19 protein-coding genes and 1 pseudogene are annotated in these 21,480 nt (G+C 70.7%); 9 read left to right on the top strand and 11 right to left on the bottom strand.

From position 1 onward, the window contains the following. The first annotated feature begins 2 nt into the window (after positions 1-2). Both AB0D44_RS20060 and AB0D44_RS20055 read left to right on the top strand, forming a co-directional pair. The gene (locus AB0D44_RS20060) at positions 3-1,196 is read left to right on the top strand and encodes a glycosyltransferase family 2 protein (RefSeq protein ID WP_362592528.1); all 1,194 of its coding nucleotides are present in this window, start codon (positions 3-5) and stop codon (positions 1,194-1,196) included. A gap of 23 nt (positions 1,197-1,219) precedes the next feature. Continuing rightward, positions 1,220-3,637, top strand: a complete 2,418-nt coding sequence (locus AB0D44_RS20055) for a galactose oxidase early set domain-containing protein (RefSeq protein ID WP_362592525.1) — start codon at positions 1,220-1,222, stop codon at positions 3,635-3,637. A 64-nt stretch (positions 3,638-3,701) separates the two neighbouring features. Here AB0D44_RS20055 and AB0D44_RS20050 read toward each other — a convergent pair whose 3' ends face one another. Next, positions 3,702-4,415, bottom strand: coding sequence for a hemolysin III family protein (locus AB0D44_RS20050; RefSeq protein ID WP_362592522.1), 714 nt, complete (start codon positions 4,413-4,415; stop codon positions 3,702-3,704). A 220-nt stretch (positions 4,416-4,635) separates the two neighbouring features. On the opposite strand from AB0D44_RS20050, the gene AB0D44_RS20045 reads away from it, so the two are divergent. Next, a complete protein-coding gene (locus tag AB0D44_RS20045; RefSeq protein ID WP_362592519.1) occupies positions 4,636-6,456 on the top strand; it encodes a phosphoenolpyruvate carboxykinase (GTP) in 1,821 nt (606 codons plus the stop codon). 408 nt (positions 6,457-6,864) lie between these two features. Next, on the top strand, positions 6,865-7,332 hold the full coding sequence (locus tag AB0D44_RS20040; protein WP_362592516.1) for a hypothetical protein: 468 nt from the start codon (positions 6,865-6,867) through the stop codon (positions 7,330-7,332). Positions 7,333-7,530: 198 nt separating this feature from the next. Here the strand turns inward: AB0D44_RS20040 and AB0D44_RS20035 are convergent, their stop codons facing one another. From AB0D44_RS20035 to AB0D44_RS20020, 4 genes and pseudogenes are all read right to left on the bottom strand, one after another. Continuing rightward, positions 7,531-7,926, bottom strand: a complete 396-nt coding sequence (locus AB0D44_RS20035) for a hypothetical protein (RefSeq protein WP_362592513.1) — start codon at positions 7,924-7,926, stop codon at positions 7,531-7,533. Positions 7,927-8,017: 91 nt separating this feature from the next. Beyond that, on the bottom strand, positions 8,018-9,229 hold the full coding sequence (locus AB0D44_RS20030) for a pyridoxal phosphate-dependent aminotransferase (RefSeq protein ID WP_362592510.1): 1,212 nt from the start codon (positions 9,227-9,229) through the stop codon (positions 8,018-8,020). A gap of 814 nt (positions 9,230-10,043) precedes the next feature. Next, positions 10,044-10,300, bottom strand: a pseudogene (locus AB0D44_RS20025) (hypothetical protein). A gap of 323 nt (positions 10,301-10,623) precedes the next feature. After that, the gene (locus AB0D44_RS20020) at positions 10,624-11,403 is read right to left on the bottom strand and encodes a GntR family transcriptional regulator (protein WP_362592507.1); all 780 of its coding nucleotides are present in this window, start codon (positions 11,401-11,403) and stop codon (positions 10,624-10,626) included. A 30-nt stretch (positions 11,404-11,433) separates the two neighbouring features. Here AB0D44_RS20020 and AB0D44_RS20015 point away from each other — a divergent pair, with 30 nt between their 5' ends. From AB0D44_RS20015 to AB0D44_RS20005, 3 genes are all read left to right on the top strand, one after another. Continuing rightward, on the top strand, positions 11,434-11,889 hold the full coding sequence (locus tag AB0D44_RS20015; RefSeq protein WP_362592505.1) for an NUDIX hydrolase: 456 nt from the start codon (positions 11,434-11,436) through the stop codon (positions 11,887-11,889). Positions 11,890-12,557: 668 nt separating this feature from the next. Further along, the gene (locus AB0D44_RS20010; protein WP_362592502.1) at positions 12,558-13,034 is read left to right on the top strand and encodes a macro domain-containing protein; all 477 of its coding nucleotides are present in this window, start codon (positions 12,558-12,560) and stop codon (positions 13,032-13,034) included. 169 nt (positions 13,035-13,203) lie between these two features. Then, positions 13,204-13,563, top strand: coding sequence for a hypothetical protein (locus AB0D44_RS20005; protein WP_362592501.1), 360 nt, complete (start codon positions 13,204-13,206; stop codon positions 13,561-13,563). On the opposite strand, the gene AB0D44_RS20000 is transcribed toward AB0D44_RS20005, so the two are convergent. The 5 genes from AB0D44_RS20000 to AB0D44_RS19980 all read right to left on the bottom strand — a co-directional run bounded on the left by AB0D44_RS20000 (position 13,547) and on the right by AB0D44_RS19980 (position 18,610). Continuing rightward, positions 13,547-14,074, bottom strand: a complete 528-nt coding sequence (locus AB0D44_RS20000; RefSeq protein ID WP_362592498.1) for a nitroreductase/quinone reductase family protein — start codon at positions 14,072-14,074, stop codon at positions 13,547-13,549. The two genes, AB0D44_RS20005 and AB0D44_RS20000, sit on opposite strands and share 17 nt — an antisense overlap. 299 nt (positions 14,075-14,373) lie before the next feature. Beyond that, the gene (locus AB0D44_RS19995) at positions 14,374-14,559 is read right to left on the bottom strand and encodes a hypothetical protein (RefSeq protein ID WP_257554480.1); all 186 of its coding nucleotides are present in this window, start codon (positions 14,557-14,559) and stop codon (positions 14,374-14,376) included. A gap of 111 nt (positions 14,560-14,670) precedes the next feature. Further along, on the bottom strand, positions 14,671-15,693 hold the full coding sequence (locus AB0D44_RS19990) for a YdcF family protein (RefSeq protein WP_362592495.1): 1,023 nt from the start codon (positions 15,691-15,693) through the stop codon (positions 14,671-14,673). 42 nt (positions 15,694-15,735) lie between these two features. Further along, positions 15,736-17,316, bottom strand: coding sequence for a D-aminoacylase (locus AB0D44_RS19985; RefSeq protein ID WP_362592492.1), 1,581 nt, complete (start codon positions 17,314-17,316; stop codon positions 15,736-15,738). Positions 17,317-17,323: 7 nt separating this feature from the next. Further along, positions 17,324-18,610, bottom strand: coding sequence for an alanine racemase (locus tag AB0D44_RS19980; RefSeq protein ID WP_362592489.1), 1,287 nt, complete (start codon positions 18,608-18,610; stop codon positions 17,324-17,326). 226 nt (positions 18,611-18,836) lie between these two features. Between AB0D44_RS19980 and AB0D44_RS19975 the strand changes: the two genes are divergently transcribed. Together AB0D44_RS19975 and AB0D44_RS19970 are read left to right on the top strand one after the other, a co-directional pair. Next, complete coding sequence (locus AB0D44_RS19975; RefSeq protein WP_362592487.1) at positions 18,837-19,637, top strand: IclR family transcriptional regulator; 801 nt, start codon at positions 18,837-18,839, stop codon at positions 19,635-19,637. 5 nt (positions 19,638-19,642) lie between these two features. Continuing rightward, complete coding sequence (locus AB0D44_RS19970; protein WP_362592484.1) at positions 19,643-20,056, top strand: RidA family protein; 414 nt, start codon at positions 19,643-19,645, stop codon at positions 20,054-20,056. Between the two features lie 64 nt (positions 20,057-20,120). Here AB0D44_RS19970 and AB0D44_RS19965 read toward each other — a convergent pair whose 3' ends face one another. Next, on the bottom strand, positions 20,121-21,458 hold the full coding sequence (locus AB0D44_RS19965) for a M14 family metallopeptidase (protein ID WP_362592481.1): 1,338 nt from the start codon (positions 21,456-21,458) through the stop codon (positions 20,121-20,123). Positions 21,459-21,480 lie beyond the last annotated feature (22 nt).

Genomic DNA, 21,480 nt, shown 5'->3' with positions numbered 1-21,480 from the left:
CCATGAGCGAGGACCTGAGGGCGTCCCTCCATGCCCCGATCGATCCTGACCTCACCCTTCCGCAGACGGTGGCCGGCAGTGTCACCCTGATCATCCCGACCTTCAACGAGGCGGGAAACATAGTGGAATTGCTGCGCCGCCTCGGCGACGCACTGCCCGACCCCGAGCACCTGCCGTGCGCGGTGCTGTTCGTGGACGACTCCACGGACGACACCCCGGCCGTCATCGAGAAGGCCGCCGCCGACCACGCCTTCCCGGTGTCCGTCCTGCACCGGGAGGTCGTCGAGGGCGGCCTCGGCGGCGCCGTCGTGGAAGGGGTGAAGCGGGCGGACACCGACTGGATCGTCGTCATGGACGCCGACCTCCAGCACCCGCCCCATCTGGTGCCCGAACTCGTCGGCGAGGGCATGCGCAGCGGCGCCGACCTCGTCGTCGCCTCCCGCTACATCAGCGGCGGCAGCCGGGCCGGACTGGCCGGCAGCTACCGCATCGCCGTGTCACGCGGCGCGACCTGGCTCACCAAAGGGCTCTTCCCGCGCGCTCTGCGCGGCATCAGCGACCCGATGAGCGGCTTCTTCGCAATGCGCCGCTCGGTGGTCACCGCCGAGGCCCTGAGGCCGCTCGGTTACAAGATCCTGCTGGAGCTGGCGGTACGCTGCCGGCCCGCGAAGGTCGCCGAGGTGCCCTTCGTCTTCCAGGACCGCTACTGCGGGCAGTCGAAGTCCACCGCCCGCGAGGGCATGCGCTTCCTGGCCCACCTGGCCTCACTGCGCTCCGCGACCCCGCTGGCCCGGCTGATCGGCTTCGGACTGATCGGCCTGTCCGGGTTCGTCCCGAACCTCGCCGCGCTCTGGCTGCTCACGCGAGCCGGCATGCACTACCTCCCGGCCGAGATCCTCGCCAACCAGGCCGGCATCCTGTGGAACTTCGTCCTCATCGAGACCCTGCTCTTCCGCGACCGCCGCCGCCACCGCCACTGGGCGGACCGGATCGGCCGCTTCGCGCTGCTCGCCAACGCCGACCTGCTGCTGCGGATCCCGCTCATCGCGGTGTTCGTCGCCCAGCTCGGCATGGACGTGCTCCCCGCCACCGCCCTCGCGCTGGTCACCACCTTCGTCCTGCGGTTCGCGGCCACCGAGGCGCTCGTCTACCTGCCGCGCCCCTCGCGCGGGACAGGCCGTCACACCCGGAGTTGAGCTGCACAGAAGGGAACCTCTCCATGCGTCTGAAGATCCGGCGGAGGGCCGGGCGGCGAGCCGCCCTGCTGGCCGTCGGGGCGCTGACCGCGGGCCTGCTGCTCACCGCACCCCAACAGGCCACGGCCGGACCGCCCAATCTGCTCTCCAACCCCGGTTTCGAGACCGCCGGCGCGCCCGGCGCCGACATGCCGTCCTGCTGGTCCAAGTCGGGCTGGGGCGACAACGACTTCACCTTCGCGACCGTCGCCGACGCGCACAGCGGCACCAAGGCGATGCGCGTCTCCCTCACCCGCCGGGTGGACGGCGACCGCAAGGCCCTGGTCACCGAGAACACCACCTGCGCACCGACCGTGGTGCCGGGCAAGCAGTACGACCTGTCCGCCTGGTACAAGTCGACCACCCCGGACGTCTCGGTGACGGTGTTCCGCCGCGAGGCCGCGACCGGCGCCTGGCAGTACTGGACCGACCTGCAAAACCCGCCGGTCAGTGCCGGATGGGCGCGCACGGAGGTCCGTACGCCCGCCGTCCCGCCGGGCACCGACAAGATCGCGTGGGGGCTCTCCGTGTACGGGGTGGGCACGCTCACCACCGACGACTACGCCCTCGAGGAGGTGGGCGCGGTGCCGCCGCAGCCCACCTGTTCGGGTACGGCGGAGCAGTGCGCCAAGGGCAAGTGGGAGGTGATCGCGGCCAAGAACCCCGTGCGTTCGATGCACGCGGTGGTCCTGAAGAACGGCAAGGTGCTGCTGATCGCGGGCTCGGGCAACGACATCGCCCAGTTCAACGCGGGAACCTTCACCTCGGCCGTGTACGACCCGGCGAACGGCTCGTTCAAGACCATCCCGACACCGGTCGACATGTTCTGCTCGGGACACGTACAGCTGGCGGACGGCCGGGTGCTGGTGATGAGCGGCAACAAGGGCTACCCGTCCGCCGACGGCACGATCGGCTACCAGGGGCTGAAGGACTCCTACACCTTCGACCCGGCGACCGAGAAGTACACGAAGACGAACGACATGAACGGCGGGCACTGGTACCCGTCGGCGACGATCCTCGGCAACGGTGACGTGATCTCCTTCGGCGGTCTGAAGGAGGACTCGACGGGCAACGTGACCGCGGAGAAGTTCTCGGCGGCGCAGAACAAGTGGCTGCCGATGAACGAGGTCAACCAGACCTGGTCGTACTGGGGCCTGTACCCGTCGATGATCCTCATGCAGGACGGGCGGCTCTTCTACTCGGGCAGCCACACCTTCGGCAACGGCACCCCGGGCACGGGCGCGTCGATCTACGACTACGCCGCCAACACCATCACCGACGTGCCGGGCCTGCGCAACAAGGACCAGCGCGACGAGTCGGCGAGCGTGCTGCTGCCCCCGGCGCAGGACCAGCGGGTGCTGACCATCGGCGGCGGCAACAACGAGACCAACCCTGCGGCGAACCGGATCACCGACATCATCGACCTGAAGAAGCCCAGCCCCGCCTACACGGCCGGCCCGGACATTCCGCTGGGCCTGGTGGACACGGGCGCCGGCAAGCGGCCGCAGACCGGGGCCGAGGGCAAGATGTACGCGTCTGCCGTGCTGCTGCCGGACGGCAAGGTGCTGGAGACCGGCGGCGGGCTGCACGACCGGGCCGACCCGGTCTTCGAGGCCTCGTTCTTCGACCCCGCCACCAACACCTACCAGGCGGGCCTGGCCACCGACCCGATTCCGCGGACCTACCACTCGGCGTCGTTCCTGATGCCCGACGGCCGGGTCATGTCGGTCGGCGACAACCCGGGCAACGGCACCTACAACCACAACGTGTCGATCTACACCCCGCCCTACCTGTTCAAGGGCGCACGCCCGCAGATCACCTCGGTGATCGACACGCAGTGGGTGTACGGGGACACGCAGCGGATCACCGTCAACCGGCCGATCGCCAAGGCGGAGCTGATCCGTCCGGCCGCGGTCACGCACTCCTCGGACCCCAACCAGCGGTTCGTGGACCTGCCGATGACGGTGAACGGCACCACCATCGACCTGAACGTGACCAGCAACCCGAACCTGGCGCCGCCCGGCTGGTACATGCTCTTCGCGGTCGACGCGAACGGCGTCCCGTCGATCGCGACCTGGGTGCACCTGGGCGGGCCTTCGGCCCTGGCGGCGACGGCGGAGCCGCCGTCCGCGCACGAGCACACGTTCGCCAACGACCTCGCGGCCCCCAAGGCGAACCCGGCCAAGCGGGACTCCGCAGCCGTCGCCCCGACCGTGGCCGGCTGCGACCGGCACTACGGGACGGCCAGCGTGTGCGTGCCGACCCGGTTCCCGGCGGAGGTGAAGGAGACGACGAAGGACCGCTGTGCCTGGCTGGCCGCCCACCAGTACCCGCAGCGCATGAAGGTCAACGGCAGCGACCCGCTGCGCCTGGACAAGGACGGCGACGGCTACGCCTGCTGAGCCGCCGCCCCGAGAGGAGGGACCCCGCCGCGCTCCGGTGCGGCGGGGTCCCGGCGCTCGGCGGTCAGTGGGAGTACGCGGCCAGCGAGATGCCGATGTAGTGGGCGACGAACGCCGCGAGGGTCAGGGAGTGGAAGACCTCGTGGAACCCGAAGAAGCGGGGCGAGGGGTTGGGGCGCTTCATGCCGTAGATGACCCCGCCCGCGCTGTAGAGCAGGCCGCCGACGATCACCAGGACCAGGACGGCGACGCCGCCGGAGCGCATGAAGTCGGGCAGGAAGAAGACGGCCGCCCAGCCCATGGCGATGTAGCAGGGGGTGTAGAGCCAGCGCGGGGCGCCGACCCAGAAGACGCGGAAGGCGATTCCGGCCGCGGCCGCCAGCCACACCGCCCACAGCAGCGTGCGCCCGGTGGAAGGCGGGAGCAGCAGGACGGTCAGCGGGGTGTAGGTCCCCGCGATGATCAGGAAGATGTTGGCGTGGTCGAGCCGCCGCAGGACCGCCTCGCCGCGGGGGCCCCAGGTGCCGCGGTGGTAGACCGCGCTGACGCCGAACAGCAGGCAGGCCGTGAGGATGTAGACCCCGCAGGCCACGCGGGCCCGGGTCGAGTCGGTGAAGGCCATGAGCACCAGGCCCGCGACCACCACCGCGGGGAACATCCCCAGGTGCAGCCAGCCGCGCATGAGCGGCTTCTCCTCCAGGGCGGTCTCGGCCGCCTCCAGGGCCTGGACGACCGGGGAGGCCTCGGCGGCCGGGACGGCGGCGGCGTCAGAAGTCATGCCCGCCATGCTACCTACGGGTCCGTAGCTTTCCGTTGGTCCTCTTTACGGAAGATTGACGGACGTGGCGATGCTCACGTGAGAGGCCCCCTGGACATATGCGCACATGCACCGGATGATCAGATGAGTGCGGTCGACACCGGATGAGCGGAGCGCGAAGCGTCCGGGTCGCAGCCCCCACGGGGCCTACACCAAACAAACCCCTCAACAAGGAGCAATCGTGGCGCGCGACAACGCGGCTCCCACTGTCCCGACGACCCACCAGGAGCTGATCTCCTGGGTGGACGAGATCGCAGCCCTCACCCAGCCGGACCGCATCGTCTGGTGCGACGGCTCCGAGGGCGAGTACGAGCGCCTGTGCGAGGAGCTCGTCGCCAAGGGAACGTTCAAGAAGCTCGACGAGACGAAGCGCCCGAACTCGTACTACGCCGCCTCCGACCCCTCCGACGTCGCGCGCGTCGAGGACCGGACCTTCATCTGCTCCGAGAAGGAGGAGGACGCGGGCCCGACCAACCACTGGAAGGCTCCTTCCGAGATGAAGGAGATCTTCGCGGGGGAGCAGGGCATCTTCCGCGGCTCCATGAAGGGCCGGACGATGTACGTCGTCCCCTTCTGCATGGGCCCCCTCGGCTCCGAGCTCTCCGCGATCGGCGTCGAGATCACCGACTCCGCCTACGTCGCCGTAGCGATGCGCACCATGACCCGCATGGGCAAGCCCGTCCTGGACGAGCTCGGCACCGACGGCTTCTTCGTCAAGGCCGTCCACACCCTCGGCGCCCCCCTGGAAGAGGGCCAGGCGGACGTGCCGTGGCCGTGCAACACCACCAAGTACATCTCGCACTTCCCCGAGACCCGCGAGATCTGGTCCTACGGATCCGGCTACGGCGGCAACGCCCTGCTCGGCAAGAAGTGCTACGCCCTGCGCATCGCGTCCGTCATGGCCCGCGACGAGGGCTGGCTCGCCGAGCACATGCTGATCCTCAAGCTCACCCCGCCGCAGGGTGAGGCGAAGTACGTCGCCGCCGCGTTCCCGAGCGCCTGCGGCAAGACCAACCTGGCCATGCTGGAGCCCACGATCCCCGGCTGGACCGTCGAGACCATCGGCGACGACATCGCCTGGATGCGCTTCGGCGAGGACGGTCGCCTGTACGCGATCAACCCCGAGGCCGGCTTCTTCGGCGTCGCGCCCGGCACCGGCGAGCACACCAACGCCAACGCCATGAAGACGATGTACGCCAACACCGTCTTCACCAACGTCGCGCTCACCGACGACGGTGACGTCTGGTGGGAGGGCATGACCGAAGAGGCGCCCGCCCACCTCATCGACTGGAAGGGCAACGACTGGACCCCGGAGAGCGAGACCCCGGCGGCCCACCCCAACGCCCGCTTCGCCGTCCCGGCCTCCCAGTGCCCGACGATCGCCCCCGAGTGGGAGGACCCCAAGGGCGTCCCGATCTCCGCGATCCTCTTCGGCGGCCGCCGCGCCTCCGCCGTGCCGCTGGTCACCGAGTCCTTCGACTGGAACCACGGCGTCTTCATCGGCTCGAACATCGCCTCCGAGAAGACCGCCGCCGCCGAGGGCAAGGTCGGCGAGCTGCGCCGCGACCCCTTCGCCATGCTGCCGTTCTGCGGCTACAACATGGGTGACTACATGGCCCACTGGGTCAAGGTCGCGGCCGACAAGGACCAGTCGAAGCTCCCGAAGATCTACTACGTGAACTGGTTCCGCAAGAACGACGCGGGCAAGTTCGTGTGGCCCGGCTTCGGCGAGAACAGCCGCGTCCTGAAGTGGATCGTCGGCCGCCTCGACGGCACCGCCGAGGGCGTCGAGACCCCCATCGGCATCCTGCCGACCGTGGACTCCCTCGACACCGACGGCCTGGACCTCCCGGCCGAGGACCTCGAGTTCCTGCTCACCGTCGACAAGGAGATCTGGCGCGAGGAAGCCGCACTGGTTCCCGAGCACCTGAACACCTACGGCGACCACACGCCCAAGGAGCTGTGGGACGAGTACCACGCGCTCGTCAAGCGCCTGGGCTGAGCCAGGACGCGCCCTGAAGAAGGGCCATGGAACGTGGGAGCCCCCGACCAAGCGGCGTCCCACCGCTGTGGGAGCCCCCGACCAAGCGGTTCCCACCGCAGCACGTGATCTGTCCCAGGAGCGTCCGCGCTCCTTCAGACGGGTCGTGTGCGCCTGCTGACGGCGGGCCTCTGCTTCGCGGAGGCCCGCCGTCACGCTTTCCGCCCCGTCGTACAGGACCGCCGGCTGCCGCTCCGGGGGCTCCGGGGCCGCTCCGGGTGCCGCTCCGGGGCCTCCCCGCCCGGCAGCTCGCGCCGCTTGTCCGTCCCGGGTTGAGTGAACGTCAGATGTCCGGGCGGTCCCGCTTCGAAATGCTGTGTGAGCCCGTGGGTGCTGGTGGGAGGGGCGGCCGGCCGGGAGGATCTGGACATGGGCGTGAGCGCGAGCGCGTTGAAGTGGCAGGGCTGGCTGGTCGGCCTGGTGACGATGGCCGGACTGCTGGTGTTCGCCCCGCTGGGGCTGTACGTATGGGCCAGCGGCGGCGCGTCGCCCCGCGGCCCGGTGGAGGTGGAGCCGCAGGCGCGGGTCACCGCGTGCCGCGTCGATCCGGCCAGTCGGCGGGTGGTCGCGACGGTGGAGGTGACGGGACGGGGCTCCTACGTCATCACGGTGGAGTTCCGCGACCAGGAGTATCCGGGGCCGGGGACGCGGGCCTCGCAGGCCCTGGTGAAGATCCCGGGGGTGCTCCCGGGAGCGGCGGAGCGCGCGGAGGCCGTCGGCCCGGTCTGGCCGGTGGCGACGGTCCCGTGGTGCGGGGTCGCGGAGGCGTACGCCGACCCGGCCGCGGCCGGGGGCGCCGCGAACGCTCCCGACGCGGGCGCCGCCACGGGCGGTTGAGGCGGGGGTTCCGGTGAGCGGCCGAGGCTCTGGGGGGTGGCCGGGCCTGCGGCGGGTGGCCGGGGCTCCGGCAGGGGCGCCGGGCCTTTGGCGGGGGCCGGGGCGCCGGTGCGGACGCCGAGCGTCCGGCAGGCCGCAGAGCCTCCGGCAGGTGTGTGGCGCCCGGTCCGGAGCCTCCGCGGCCCCGGACCGGGGCCGTCAGAGGGCGCCGGCCAGGTCCTGGGACGTGAGGGCGGCGGCGTGTGCGTCCATACGCTCGGCGGCGAGGATCGCGACGGTGGTGTCGGCGCGGGACGCGGCGACGAGCAGCGCGCGGGCGGCGAGGTCGTGCGCGCGCTGGTGCAGGGCCGTGGCGTCGGCGGCGCCGGGCGCCTGCGGCGCACGGGTGGGCTGGGCCCCCCGCAGCCGTGCGACCTGCGCGGCGATGCGGGCGGCGGCCTCGTCGAGGCCCAGCTCGTCGGTCACGGCGAGCAGGGCCGCGAGGTGCCCGGCGAGCTGGACGTCCAGGGCTTCGCTGCGGCTGCGGTGCGGGTAGTCGGCCGGGGCGGCGCCCATGCGGTGGACGACCGACTTGGTGCGGCTCGGCTCGTACATGAGGTGGCCTCCTGCGTGGGTCAGGAGACCATCCTACATTGGAATCATTCTAAAGTTGAGTTGAATCCTGTCGTTATTCGAGCCCGGACGGCTACGGCTGGCCGTACCCGTCCAGGAAGTTCCCGATCCGGGTCACCGCGTCCCCCAGGTCCTTGGCGTTCGGCAGCGTCACGATCCGGAAGTGGTCGGGCTCGGGCCAGTTGAAGCCCGTACCGTGCACCACCATGATCTTCTCGGCCCGCAGCAGGTCGAGGACCATCTGCCGGTCGTCCTTGATCTTGTAGACGGCGGGGTCCAGCTTCGGGAAGAGGTACAGCGCGCCCTTGGGCTTCACACAGGTGATGCCGGGGATCTGCGTTAGCAGGTCGTACGCCGTGTCGCGCTGCTCCAGCAGCCGTCCGCCGGGAAGCACCAGGTCGTTGATCGACTGCCGGCCGCCGAGGGCGGTGGCGACGGCGTGCTGCGAAGGCATGTTCGCGCACAGGCGCATGTTGGCCAGGATCGTCAGGCCCTCGATGTACGACGAGGCGTTCTTCTTGGGGCCGCAGACCGCCATCCAGCCGGCCCGGTAGCCGGCGACGCGGTAGTTCTTGGACAGCCCGTTGAAGGTGAGGGTGAGCAGGTCCGGCGCGATGGCGGCGGTGTTCGTGTGCGTCGCCCCGTCGTACAGGATCCGGTCGTAGATCTCGTCCGAGCAGACGACGAGACCGTGCCGGCGGGCGATGTCCGTCAGCCCCCGCAGCATCTCGTCGTCGTAGACGGCGCCGGTCGGGTTGTTCGGGTTGATGATCACGATGGCGCGGGTGCGGTCGGTGACCTTGCGCTCGATGTCGGCGAGGTCGGGCATCCAGTCGGCCTGCTCGTCGCAGCGGTAGTGCACGGCGGTGCCGCCCGCGAGCGAGACGGAGGCGGTCCACAGCGGGTAGTCCGGGGCGGGGACGAGGACCTCGTCGCCGTCGTCGAGCAGCGCCTGCATCGACATCTGGATCAGCTCGGAGACGCCGTTTCCGAGGTAGATGTCCTCGACGTCCAGGTCGATGCCCTTGGTCTGGTAGTGCTGCATGACCGCGCGGCGCGCGGAGAGCAGCCCCTTCGCGTCCCCGTAGCCGTGGGCGTTGCCCAGGTTGCGGAGCATGTCCTCAAGGATCTCCGGCGGGCACTCGAAGCCGAAGGCCGCGGGGTTGCCGGTGTTGAGCTTGAGGATGCGATGACCTGCTGCTTCGAGCCGCATCGCCTCTTCGAGCACGGGGCCGCGGATCTCGTAGCAGACATTGGCGAGTTTCGTTGACTGGATCACCTGCATGACGGGAGCTTACGGGCCCGGGTGGGGGCGTGGCGCGCCATTTGGGCGGGAGGGGCGGCGAGGGATATGTCCCATTTCGGGCAATGGCCGGGTGTCGATGCGCTCCACCCTTGGAATCCGGGGCCGCCGCCACGCCCGAGCCTACGGAATGGGTAGGTCGCGAGCGGCCGGGCTCCGGGGGTGTTGCGCTCGTCACGGTGGGGGTGGGGTGGGGTGGGGGTTGGGGGGCGGGGGGTCGGGGTCGGGCTTCGGTGGGCGGGTCGGGGCGGGAGGGGTCGGGGAGGGGCTCGGGGGCTTCGGGGAGCCTGATTTCGGTTGATGCCGATCAGGGAGGGTTTGGGGGTTTCCCGCCAGTCCCATAGTCCTTCCGGGGCGGGCCGCCCTGTCAAGGGCGCTCCTTCGTCGCGTCGCTTCGCGATGGCCTTCGGCCACCCTTGACAGACCGTCCCGCCCCGGAAAGACAAGGACTGACGGGAAGCCCCCAAAAGAACGGTCCACTGGTTCACGATCACAGCCATTGCCCATCAGGGACCAGCTCCCAGGTTGCAGGGGGCCGCGCCCCGCCCGGCCCCATGACCGCCGAAGGCGGGGCCGGCGGGCGCATCAAATCGCTACGCGCTCCTCACATCTCAGCGTCCGACGGCCGTCCGGGGTCCAACCCGCACCAGACAGCGACCAGAAGCACCTGCCGAGACGGGAGGCGCGCCAGATCGCTACGCGCTCCTCACATCTCAGCGTCCGGCGGCCGCCCGGGGCCCAACCCGCACCGGACAGCGACCAGAAGCGCATTCCACGCCGTGGGCGCGACAGATCGCTACGCGCTCCTCACATCTCGGCGTCTGCGGGGCGTCCGTGGGGGTTATCGGCGGGCTCGATGTTGGCGGCTGCGGTGGTGAACTCGCGGCCGTTGGCCACCCGGATGTAGGCGAGTTCCATCCAGTGGTCTCGGAGGGGCGAGTCCGAGACGTTCTCGTTGATCACGGCCATCAGTACTCCTTCGGTGCCGGAAGCGAGGTCGCGCACACGGCGGCGGAGCAGGCGATGAGGCACGTACTCGTAGCGTTCAGTCATCTGACCGCTCCCCGAAGGATGTGATGAAGCGGTCCCAGCCGGCGCGAGCGCGGTCGAGGAGATACGCAGCGGATCCGACGACCATGACCGCCCTCTCGCAGTAGTCGTCTGCCGTGTCGTCGTCGAGTGCATCTCGGACGCGGTGGAAGTGGTCATTCGCGGCGCCACCGCCTCGGGAGCCGTCATGCGGACAGCAATCACGCACGAAATCACCACTCCTCTATAGATGTCTAGCTCCATCACTCATGTATAGGAGTGATGGATTGAAGAGTGCCCAACTCCTGTGCACAAGTCAATCTGCTCTGGAGGTTGTTGAATGACCGTCAGTCGGTGGCCGGGATGCGGTACTCGAAAACGAACTGGTCGGCGGCCATGAGGGTGTCGCAGACCTCTACGACGCGACCCTCCTCCGTGATGGCCTCCCTTACCAGGTGGACCACTGGGGCGCCGGGGCTCAGCGCCAGCTCCGATGCCTCGGCCTTGGCGGCAGGCCGGGCCTGCAAAGTCTCCACGAACTCCGCGAAGACGTGGCCGTGCTCCTCCAAGCGGGCATAGATGCCGCCGCCCCCGGGATTCTCGGCGAAGAGTTCGGGGATGTCTCGCACCACGTCCCACGGCAGGTAGGACGTCGCGGACTCCACAGGAGCGCCGTTACGGAAGTACAGGCGGCGGCGGGCAAGCACCTGCGTTCCGGCTGCCACGCCCAGCCGCTGAGCGATTCCGTCCGGGGCTGCCATCGGTCCCACGGAGATGACGCTGACCTTCGCGGTCGCGCCGCTCTTCTCCGACTCGGCGAGGTAGGCAGCCTTGCCGTCCTTCCGCAGTGACCGACGGAAGCGGTCCGAAGACCGGTGGCGGACCGGCGGCCGGTCCTTCACGTACGAACCCTTGCCGTGCCTCGTGTCCACGAGCCCACTGGCGCGGATCTCCAACATGGCTTTACGGACGGTCCCGCCCGCGACGCCATAGCGCTCGACCAGCTCGGACTCACTCGGCACCTGGTCGCCGGGCTTCAGGGAACCTACGCGGATCTGCTGGACGATGTCCTCGGCGATCTGCAAATACCGCGGTACGGCCCTGCCGCCTCCTACAGCTGCTCCCATGGTCCTTCGCTTCCTCTTATGCTCTTGTGCATGAGTAACAGTGTTCCGCCGAACACGTCAACGCCACGTCATTCCGTTTCGGTAGCCGGAGCCGTGGTGCGCGATGACGGGCGTCTGCTGGCGATTCGCCGTGCGGACAACGGGGCGTGGGAGCTACCAGGTGGAGTCCTGGAGCTGGAGGAGACCCCGGAAGACGGGCTGCGGCGCGAAGTCCTGGAGGAAACCGGAATCCACGTCGAGGTGGACCAGCTCACCGGTGTGTACAAGAACATCGTGGCAGGAGTGGTGGCCCTGGTGTTCCTGTGCAAGCCGTCCGGAGGTGCGGAACGCCTCTCCGGGGAAACCAGGGCCATCCAGTGGCTCACGCCTGAAGAAGTGTCAGAACGCATGACCGAGGCGTACGGAATCCGACTGCTGGACGCCCTCGACCCCAACGGCCCCTACGTGCGCACCCACGACGGCCGTCGGCTGCTCCCCGCACTCTGAGACACCTGCCCTCGCGGCCATCCCAGCCCCGGACGGCCGCCGGACGCCGAGACGTGAGAAGCGCGTAGCGATCTGTCGCGCCCACGGCATGGAATGCGCTTCTGGCCGCTGTCTGGTGCGGGTTTGGCCCCAGACGGCCGCCGGACGCTGAGATGTGAGGAGCGCGTAGCGATCTGGCGCGCCTCCCGTCTCGGCAGGTGCTTCTGGTCGCTGTCTGGTGCGGGTTGGACCACAGGCGGCCGCCGGACGCTGAGATGTGAGGAGCGCGTAGCGATTTGATGCGCCCGCCGGCCCCGCCTTCGGCGGTCATGGGGCCGGGCAGGGGCGTGGCGACGGGAACCTGGGAGCCGGACCCTGATGGCCACTGCCCGGGATCATGAACCAGTGGACCGTTCTTTTGGGGGCTTCCCGTCAGTCCTTGTCTTTCCGGGGCGGGACGGTCTGTCAAGGGTGGCCGAAGGCCATCGCGAAGCGACGCGACGAAGGAGCGCCCTTGACAGGCCGGCCCGACCCGGAAGGACTATGGGACTGGCGGGAAACCCCCAAACCCTCCCTGATCGGCATCAACCGGAATCAGGCTCAGGCCTGCCGAAGCCCCCGCCCGGCCTCCCCGGCCCGCCCCCGTACACCCCCGCCACCTGTCAGTGGTCCCGCCTATCTTTTCGGGTATGAAGCCGCTGCGGATCATTGCTGGAGATGCGACGAGTCCTCAGGCCAAGGGGCCCAAGGTCATTGCCCATGTCTGCAACGACATCGGGGGCTGGGGCAAGGGGTTCGTGCTCGCCGTTTCGCGGCGGTGGGCGGAGCCGGAGTCCGAGTTCCGGGCCTGGCATCGGGGGCGCAGCCGGAACGACTTCGGGCTCGGGGCCGTGCAGGTGGTGCGGGTGCAGCCCGACGTGTGGGTGGCCAACATGGTCGGTCAGCGGGGCATACGCACCGGGAGCGGCGGTCCGCCGATCCGCTATGACGCCGTCGCGCGCTGCCTCGCCGTGCTGGGCGATCACGCCGTCGAGTTGGGGGCCAGCGTCCACATGCCGCGCATCGGGTGCGGGCTTGCCGGTGGTACCTGGTCGCGCATCGAGCCGCTGATCACCGACGCGCTGTGCGCGCGGGACGTGGCGGTCACCGTGTACGACCGCGCGTGACGCAGGCGCTGGCCGTTGCCGCCGCGCGCCGTGCGGTGCCGCGCCGTACCGTGCCACGCCGCACGCCACGCCGAGGGGATTTGGAGGATCGATTCGCCCTTCCGGGGCCTCCTAGGGTCGTGCCCGCACAGACCCAACACCACGGTCCCCGGAAGGGATTCGCTCCGTCATGAAGCTCCGCAACACCGTCGCTGCTGCCGTCGCCGCGTTCGCGCTGGTCCTGTCACTTCCCGCGTCGGCCCTCGCCGCCTCCGGCGACTTCCACTACACGTACCGCGATGACAACGGCGTGGAGCGGTCCGGCACCCTGCACGACCCGGAGAGCGACAGGTGCGTCAACCTCGACGCCGTCGGATCCGACGACGTCGATCCCGGCTACGCACCCCACAACCAGACCGACTCCTGGGTGACGGTCTACCTCGGTGCCGACTGCGAGGGTCCCGACTGGCGGCTGCGCCCCCACGGACGGCCCGCGACCGACCGGCTGCTGGTGCGCTCGGTCCGCTTCGACGTCAACGAGTGGAGGTAGCGGACGTAGCGGAGTTCGAGGCGGAACCGGAGGCGGAGGTGACGTCCGGGCTGGACCAACCGTTTCTGCTTTCGATGATCACGAGCGGGATCTCGCGCGGAGCAGCAGCCGTCTGGTCGTCCTCGTAGGCGGGCCACAGGCCCGTCATCATGTCCCAGTACGTCTCCCGCTCCTCCGGCGTCGCCGTGCGCGCCACGGCGCGGGAGGCGGTGGCGCCGACCTGGACGCGCACCTCCGGGTGGGCGGTGAGGTTGCCGTACCAGGCGGGGTGCTCCGGGGCGCCGTACGCGGCGGCCACGACGATCAGCCGGTCCGCGTCCTCGCCGTAGATCAGCGGGGTGCGGACCGTCCGGCCGGTGGCGCGGTCGACCGTGGTGAGCAGCAGGGTGGGCACTCCGTGCCACAGGTGTCCGTCGGCGCCGGCCGTGCTCACGTAGGCGCGGACGTGGTCGCGCCGCGGGCCGGGGCGTGGGTCCGTGGGGTGGTCCCAGTCGACATCGAGAGCGTGCATTCACCTGTCCTTAGGGTTGTGGCCCCCGGACCGCTAACGACCCTTCACCCGGTCTGGATGCGGTCCGGCCCCCCCGACTCCCGTACCGAGGACCCCAGACTCCCGTCCGCACTGCCTCCCCGCACGTCGGCACTCCCTCCCCGCACCCTCCCCGCACCCTCCCGCACCCTCCCGCACCCTCCCGCACCCTCCCGCACTCCCTCCCCGCCCGTCCGCCCGCCCGCACCCCCCAACCCGCGAAGGACCCCGGCCCGAGGGGCGACCTCAGGCCGGGGTGTCAGCAGCGTACGGACCGAGCGTTACGGCAGGTAACGCTCGATGACCTGCGGGCCTTCCTTCTCGATCAGCTGGCGCGCCTTCTCGACCCGCTCCGGAGTCGGGTCGTGGCCGGTCGCCATCACGAGGTCCTCGGGGTCGTACGGCCGTTCCCCGCCCGTGAAGAGCCGGTCCGACCGCGTGGGCTGCTGGTCCGATTCACTGTCCATCGCGTACCTCCTCCGATGTCCCCCGGTGGTCCTTGGCCCCATCCTCCGGCCCCGGCTCCATGAACGCACCTTGACCCGAACGGGCGAGGTCGCGGCGCTGCCGCAGGGCGGTCAGCGGGCAGCGAAGGTGGCCAGGAAGGTGGCCAGTGCGCCGAGGGCGACGAGCAGGCCGCAGATCCCCAGGTTCACGGCCCTGTGCTCCCAGAACACCGCGACGAACTCGCGGATCGTCGCGCTCGGCCAGAAGTACCTCGCCGTCGGTGAGCCGAGCACCTGCCCGTTCACTCCGGTCTTGCGGGCCATCATCGCTGCCCGGAAGGCGTGGAAGTCGTTGGTGACCACCACACACCGGTAGTCCGGTGCGTCCGCCAGCATCAGCTCCCGTGAGAACCGCATGTTCTCCTCCGTCGTCCGGGACCGGTCCTCCAGCCGGACGTGCTCCGCCGGGACGCCCTCCCCGATCAGCCAGTCCGCCATCGCCCGGGCTTCGGAGACCCGCTCGTCCGAGCCCTTGCCGCCCGAGACCAGGAGCACCGGCGGCCGGCTTCCCCGGCTCAGCTGGGCCTCGTAGATCTGCTGCCCCTTGCGCAGCCGTGACGCCAGCAGCGGCGGTACCCGGTCGCCGCCGGTCAGGCCGGAGCCCAGCAGCACCACGTGGTCGACGTCGCCGCGCACCTTGATCCGCCCGTACAGGAAGGCGTACCCGAGGAAGCACAGGAAGACGAAGGAGACGTAGGCGACGACCAGGGTGAGGGTCGCCGCGATGCCGTGCGCGACGGTCCCGCCGTACCGGCCCACGAGGAGCAGCAGCGCGATCATCCCGAAGATCCCGAGGCCCGCGAGCATCGACAGCAGGTTCGGCGGGCGGCTGCCTTCCTTGCGGATCATCGTCAGGCCGTTGGCGATGAGGAAGACGCCGAGGGCCAGGGTGCCGAGCGCGGGGACGGCGAAGACGAGCACGACCACGGGCACGGCCAGCCACCGGGGCAGCGCGGGCACCTGGAGCAGCAGGGCGAACGAGGAGGTGAGGAAGGTCAGGCCGAACAGCACCGCGTTGCGGAACCGGCGGCGGTCCTGTCGGGCGCTCGTGCAGAAGGCGAGGAAGAACAGGGCGGCGATGGCGAAGGCGACCATCCGGTCATCCTAAATATGCAGGTGTAGCCCTGTGTCCTGGGTTCATTGCGGTCGCGGGGTCCGGCGTACGGAGCGCCCCGCCAGGACGTCCGTGCGGCGCCCGTCCCGCATCACGAAGCGCCCGTCGATCAGGACGTGCGGAATGCCGGTGGGCAGCGTCCGCGGGTTGTCGTACGTGGATCCGGCAGCGACCGTGTCCGGGTCGAAGAGGACCAGGTCGGCCCGGTGGCCGACGCGGACCAGGCCCCGGTCGGGCAGGCGCAGGCGGGCCGCCGGGCGGCCGGACAGGTGGGCGACGCACTCCTCGAGGCTGAGCACGCCGAGCTCGCGCACGTAGTGGCCGAGGTAGTGGGGGAAGGTGCCGTAGGCGCGCGGGTGCGGTTTCGCGCCCTGGAGGATGCCGTCGGAGCCGCCGGTGTGGACGCGGTGGCGCATGATCGCCCGGACGTTCTCCTCGTGGCCCACGTGCTGGAGGACCGTCGGCGCGAGCCGGTCGCCGAGCAGCAGGCGCCGGGCGGTGTGCCAGCCGTCGAGGCGCGTGCCGACGTACGCGGCGAAGGCCGGGTCGGTGACGCCCGAGACCTCGATCGTCGACCAGTCGACGGGCACCCCGTGGCAGCCGTCCGCGCCCGTCACCTCCAGTGCGTACCGGATCCGTTCGGCCTCGCCGTCGTCGCGCAGCCGGGCGAGGACCGCCTCCGGGCCGCCCTCGTTGGCCCAGCTGGGCAGCAGCGCGACGAGGGTGGTGCAGCCGGGGGTGTACGGGTAGCTGTCGAGGGTGATGTCGCAGCCGTCGGCCAGGGCCGCGTCGAGCAGGCCGAGGAGTTCGGGGGCCCGGCCCCGGTTCTCGCCGAAGTTCATGGTGGCGTGCGCGAGGTGCAGGGCGCAGCCCGCCTCGCGCGTGAGGGCGACCATCTCGGCGTAGGCGGCCAGCGCGTCGCGGCCGTAAGAGCGGTGGTGGGGGCAGTAGTAGCCGCCGTACCGGGCCACGACCCGGCACAGCTCGGTCAGTTCGGTCCCCGAGGCGTACATGCCGGGGGTGTAGGTCAGACCGGAGGACATGCCGACGGCGCCCTGGGTCAGACCGTCGGCGACCAGCTGCCGCATCCGGTCGAGTTCTGGCCCGGTGGCCGGGCGGTCGTCCCAGCCGAGGGCGTAGGCGCGGACCGTGCCCTGGGGGACGAGGTAGGCGGCGCCCACGGCGCAGCCCTGACCGCCGTGGGCGCGGTCCAGCCGGTCGAGGTACCCGCCGACCGTGTGCCAGTCGAAGTCGATGTCGTCCCCCGGGCCGTTCCAGCCCGCGATGGCGGCCCGCACCCCGTCCAGGGTGCGGTCGTCGGCCGGCGCGTACGACAGCCCGTCCTGGCCGAGGACTTCGAGGGTCACGCCCTGGGCGGCCTTCGCACTGTGGTCCGGGTCGCGGAGCAGCGCGAGGTCGCTGTGGGCGTGCATGTCGACGAAGCCGGGGGCGAGGGCGAGGCCGTGCGCGTCGAGGGTCTTGCGTCCCCCGGCCGGGATCCGCCCGATCTCGGCGATCCGGCCCTCGTGCACGCCCACGTCCGCGGTGTACGAGGGCCCGCCCGTGCCGTCGACGACGCGGGCCCCGCGCAGGACCAGGTCCACGTCCGGGCTAGAAGAAGGTGCGGACGTAGTCGCTGACCGTGCCGTCGGGCTCCACCACCGGGATCAGCGGCCACTTCTCGAAGATGGTGCAGGGGTGGGACATGCCGAGGGCCACCCAGTCACCGACCTGGACGTCGTCGGCGGAGTCGGTCTCCAGCCAGGCGTGCTGGTCGGAGAGCTTGACCACCCGCAGGCCGGTGGCGGGCCGCTCGTCGCCGGTGAGGGCGTCGCGGACCAGTTCGGCGGTGGGCAGGCCGAGGTCGTAGGCGATGTCGCGCTTGCCGGCGTTGACGAAGGCCTGGGTGGGGGAGGGGCGCGAGACGACCTGGGTCCAGAGCCGGAATGCGGGGCGCAGACCGCCCTCTTCGGGGTGGCGGTTGAAGGGGGTGAGGCGGGTGTACCAGCCGTGGTCGTGGGAGATGTAGGCGCCGGAGCGGAGCAGTTTGAGGGTGGGGCGGGAGAGCTCGGGCATCCCGGTGAAGACGTCGGCGACGGCGTCGAACCAGGCGGAGCCGCCGGCACTGACGATGATCTCTTCGAGGCCGGGGTGCGCGTCGAACCGGCCGGCCTTGTCGAACTCGACGGCGAGGCCGGTGAGGCGGCGCAGGTAGGCGTGAACGCTGTCCGGGTCGGCGTCGGGGACCTCCGCCTCGTAGCCGGCGACGCCGACGAGGCGCAGGGTGGCGGCGTCGGCCACGGCGTCGGCGACGGCGCGGCAGTCCTCGTCGGAACGGGCGCCGGTACGGGCGCCTTCGCCGGCGCCGAGTTCGACGACGACGTCGATGACGGCGGGCGCGTCACGCAGGGCGCGGTCCATGAGGTGGACGCCGCGGACCGAGTCGACGTAGCAGACGAAGCGGAAGTCGGGGTCGGCGGCGAGCTCGGCGGCGACCCAGCGCAGGGCGGCGGGGTCGACGAGCTCGTTGGCGAGGAAGATGTGCTGGATGCCGAAGGCGCGGTAGACGCGGGCCTGGTGGGGGACGGCGGCGGTGATGCCCCACGCGCCGTGGTCCAGCTGGCGGCGGAAGAGCTGTGGGGCCATGCAGGTCTTGCCGTGCGGGGCGAAGGCCAGGGCGTGGCGGGCGGCGTACGTGCCGAGGGCGGTGAGGTTGTTCTCCAGCGCTTCGGCGTCGAGGGTCAGGACGGGGGTGGTGAACCCTCCGGTGTGCAGGTCCCGGCGCTGCGCGGTGAGCTGGCCCACGGTGAGTCCGGCCGCGTGGGCGTCCGGGGGGAGGCCCTTGAACCGGTGGTCGACCGGTTCGTCGGCGAGGTCCTTGACGGGGTCGCTGGCCATGCGGTGCCCTCCGGGGGTTGCGCTGTGTGCAACGGTCGTTGCGTATGCCGCTGCACGCTGTCTAACATCCCGGGTGACGGCGGGTCAACGTGCGGCGCCGCAACCGCGGCTGTGTGCCGGTCGGCAGTTTCGGCCCCTCCGGCGCGGCAGGAGCGGGGTGTGGGGCGGAGCCCCACGAGGCGCGGGCGGAGCCGGGGGTGGCCGTGGCCGTACGAGAGGACGAGGGATGAGCCAGTCCGTGGAGCGGGCACTCGCGGTGCTGCCGCTGCTCGCCGGGGGCGCGGCCGGCCTCGGCGAGGTCGCCGACGCGCTCGGCGTGCACAAGAGCACCGCGCTGCGCCTGCTGCGCACCCTGCACGCGCGCGGCTTCGTCTACCGGCAGGCCGACGGCCGCTACCGGCTCGGCGCGCAGCTGTTCGCGCTCGCCGCCGAGGCCGTCGAGAACCTCGACGTACGGGAGGTCGCGCACCCCCACCTCGTCGCACTGAACAAGGCCACCGGGCACACCGTGCACCTCGCCCTCCTCCAGGACGACGAGGTCGTGTACGTCGACAAGGTCGACAGCCGCTACCCGGTCCGCATGTACTCCCGCATCGGCAGGCCCGTGCCCCTCACCGTCGCCGCCGTCGCGAAGCTGCTCGTCGCCGGCCTTCCCGAGGGCGAGCGCAGGAGCCTCGCGGCGCGGATCGACTATCCGCGCTACACCGCCCGCTCCACCCCCGACGCCGCCGCCTTCCTGCGCGAGCTGGACCTCGTGCGCGAGCAGGGCTGGGCCGCCGACCTCGGGGGGCACGAGGAGTCCGTCAACTGCCTGGGCGCGCCCGTGTACGGGCCCGACGGGCGGGTCGTCGCCGCGCTGTCCGTCTCCGCGCCCGGCGTCGTCGTCACCGCCGAGGAGCTCATGGCGCTGCTGCCGCTGGTCCGGGGCACCGCCGACGCCGTCAGCCGCGACTACTCGGGATCACAGGATCAGGACGAGCGGCAGGTTCAAGGCCACGCGCAGGTTCACCACCAGGAAGAGGACTGAGGACTTTGAGCGACAAGAAGACCGCCATCACCCCCGCCACCCACCCCGCACCGCCCGCGCGGTTCTCGCACGGCGTGCGCAAGGGGAACATCCTCCAGGTCGCCGGGCAGGTCGGCTTCCTCCCGCACGTCGACGGGCGGCCGCCCACGCCCGCCGGGCCGACACTGCGCGAGCAGACCCTCCAGACGCTGGAGAACGTCCGCGCGGTCCTCGAGGCGGGCGGCGCGGGCTGGGACGACGTGATGATGATCCGCGTCTACCTCACCGACACCGCGCACTTCGCCGAGATGAACGAGCTCTACGACGCCTACTTCCAGGAGCAGGGCCTCGGGGAGGCGCCGGCCGCCCGGACCACCGTGTACGTGGGTCTGCCGGCCGGGCTGCTCATCGAGATCGACGCGCTCGCCGTCCTCGGCTGAACAGGCACACGGGGAGGGGCGCCCCCCTGGCGGTGGGGCGCCCCGGTTCGTGCCGTGCGGGGGATCAGACGGTGCAGTACTGGGCTTCCTTGCCGATGGAGCGGTACATGCAGTCCGCGTTCTCCAGCAGCTGGAGCACCGCGTCCTTGTTGCGGGCGGTCTCGCGGTCGATCACCTCGTCGGGCGGGTAGAAGCCGCCGCCGCCCGAGCTGGCCGGGTACATCTCGAAGGTGTAGCCGAAGATCTTCTGGTCGCCCCACAGCCAGTCGTCGATCGTGCCGTCCGTGATGTACAGGTCGCTCGACTGCTCCGGGGTGTAGCCGTTGCTCGCCGCCATGCTGGTGCCGACCTTCTTGAAGGCGGCCAGGTCGTCGGCGGTCAGCCCCGGGGCGGTGTCGTTGTACGTGTACCCGAAGGGCCACAGCACCAGTTCGCTGTACGTGTGGAAGTCGATCGCGGCCTTGATCTGCTGCTTGCCGCCGACGACGCGGCTGCGGACGAAGTCCGAGACCGCCTTGACCTCGGGCGCCGACTCGGCGGCCGGGCCGCGGTAGGTCTCGGAGCTCTTGCTGCCGCTGGAGCCGCCGCAGCAGCCCCACTTGTAGTTCCAGTTCCGGTTCTCGTCCGTGCCGACGTACGAGGATCCGGAGTTGGGCTGGCGGTTCTTGCGCCAGGACCGGTAGGAGCCGGTGGCGATGTCGTACTCGCCGCCGTCCGGGTTGAGGTCGGGGATGATCCAGATCTCCCGGCCGTTGACGGCGTTGGTGATCCGGGATTCGGTGCCGTACTTGGAGCCGAACTCCTTGAGCAGGTACAGCGCCATTTCCACGGTCAGGTGCTCGCGGGCGTGCTGGTGGTGGGTGAAGAGCACCTCGGGCTCGGCCTCGTCCGTCGCGACGTTGTCGCTGATCTTGATGGCGACGAGGTCCCGGCCCTGGTACGACTTCCCGATCACCCGCTTGCTCATGATCCCGGGGTACTGGGCGATGCGCTGGTCGATCTCGGCGTTCGCCTCGGCGTAGTTGTGGTAGCGGGAGTCCGCGGACGGGAAGTCCATCGGGCTCACCGCGATCCCGGCCTCGGAGCGCTCCGGCGGTCCGGGCAGCGCGGTGAGGTGGTAGCCCAGTGCGCGCAGGTTCTTGGCCTGCATGGTGTCGGCGCTGACCACGACCGTGTGGTCGTCCACCTCGTCGATCGACACGCCCGTACGGACCAGGGCGGTCCGGTCGGTCGCCGTGGCGGGGCCGTGGATGCGGTACTGGACGATGGCCTCGTCCTGGGTGGCGGTGGACGGGGTGGGCGGCGGCGAGGCCGTCGCGCTCATCCCGTAGGCGGGGGCGCCCAGTGCGAGCGCCAGCAGGGCCGCCGTGACGGCGGCCCTTCGGCGGTAGTGGAGCCGCATGCGTTCTCCTGGGTGGGGAGTG

The organism is Streptomyces sp. NPDC048349 (assembly GCF_040651925.1).
GTDB lineage: Bacteria > Actinomycetota > Actinomycetes > Streptomycetales > Streptomycetaceae > Streptomyces.
This window is presented reverse-complemented; position numbering and strand designations above follow the sequence as displayed.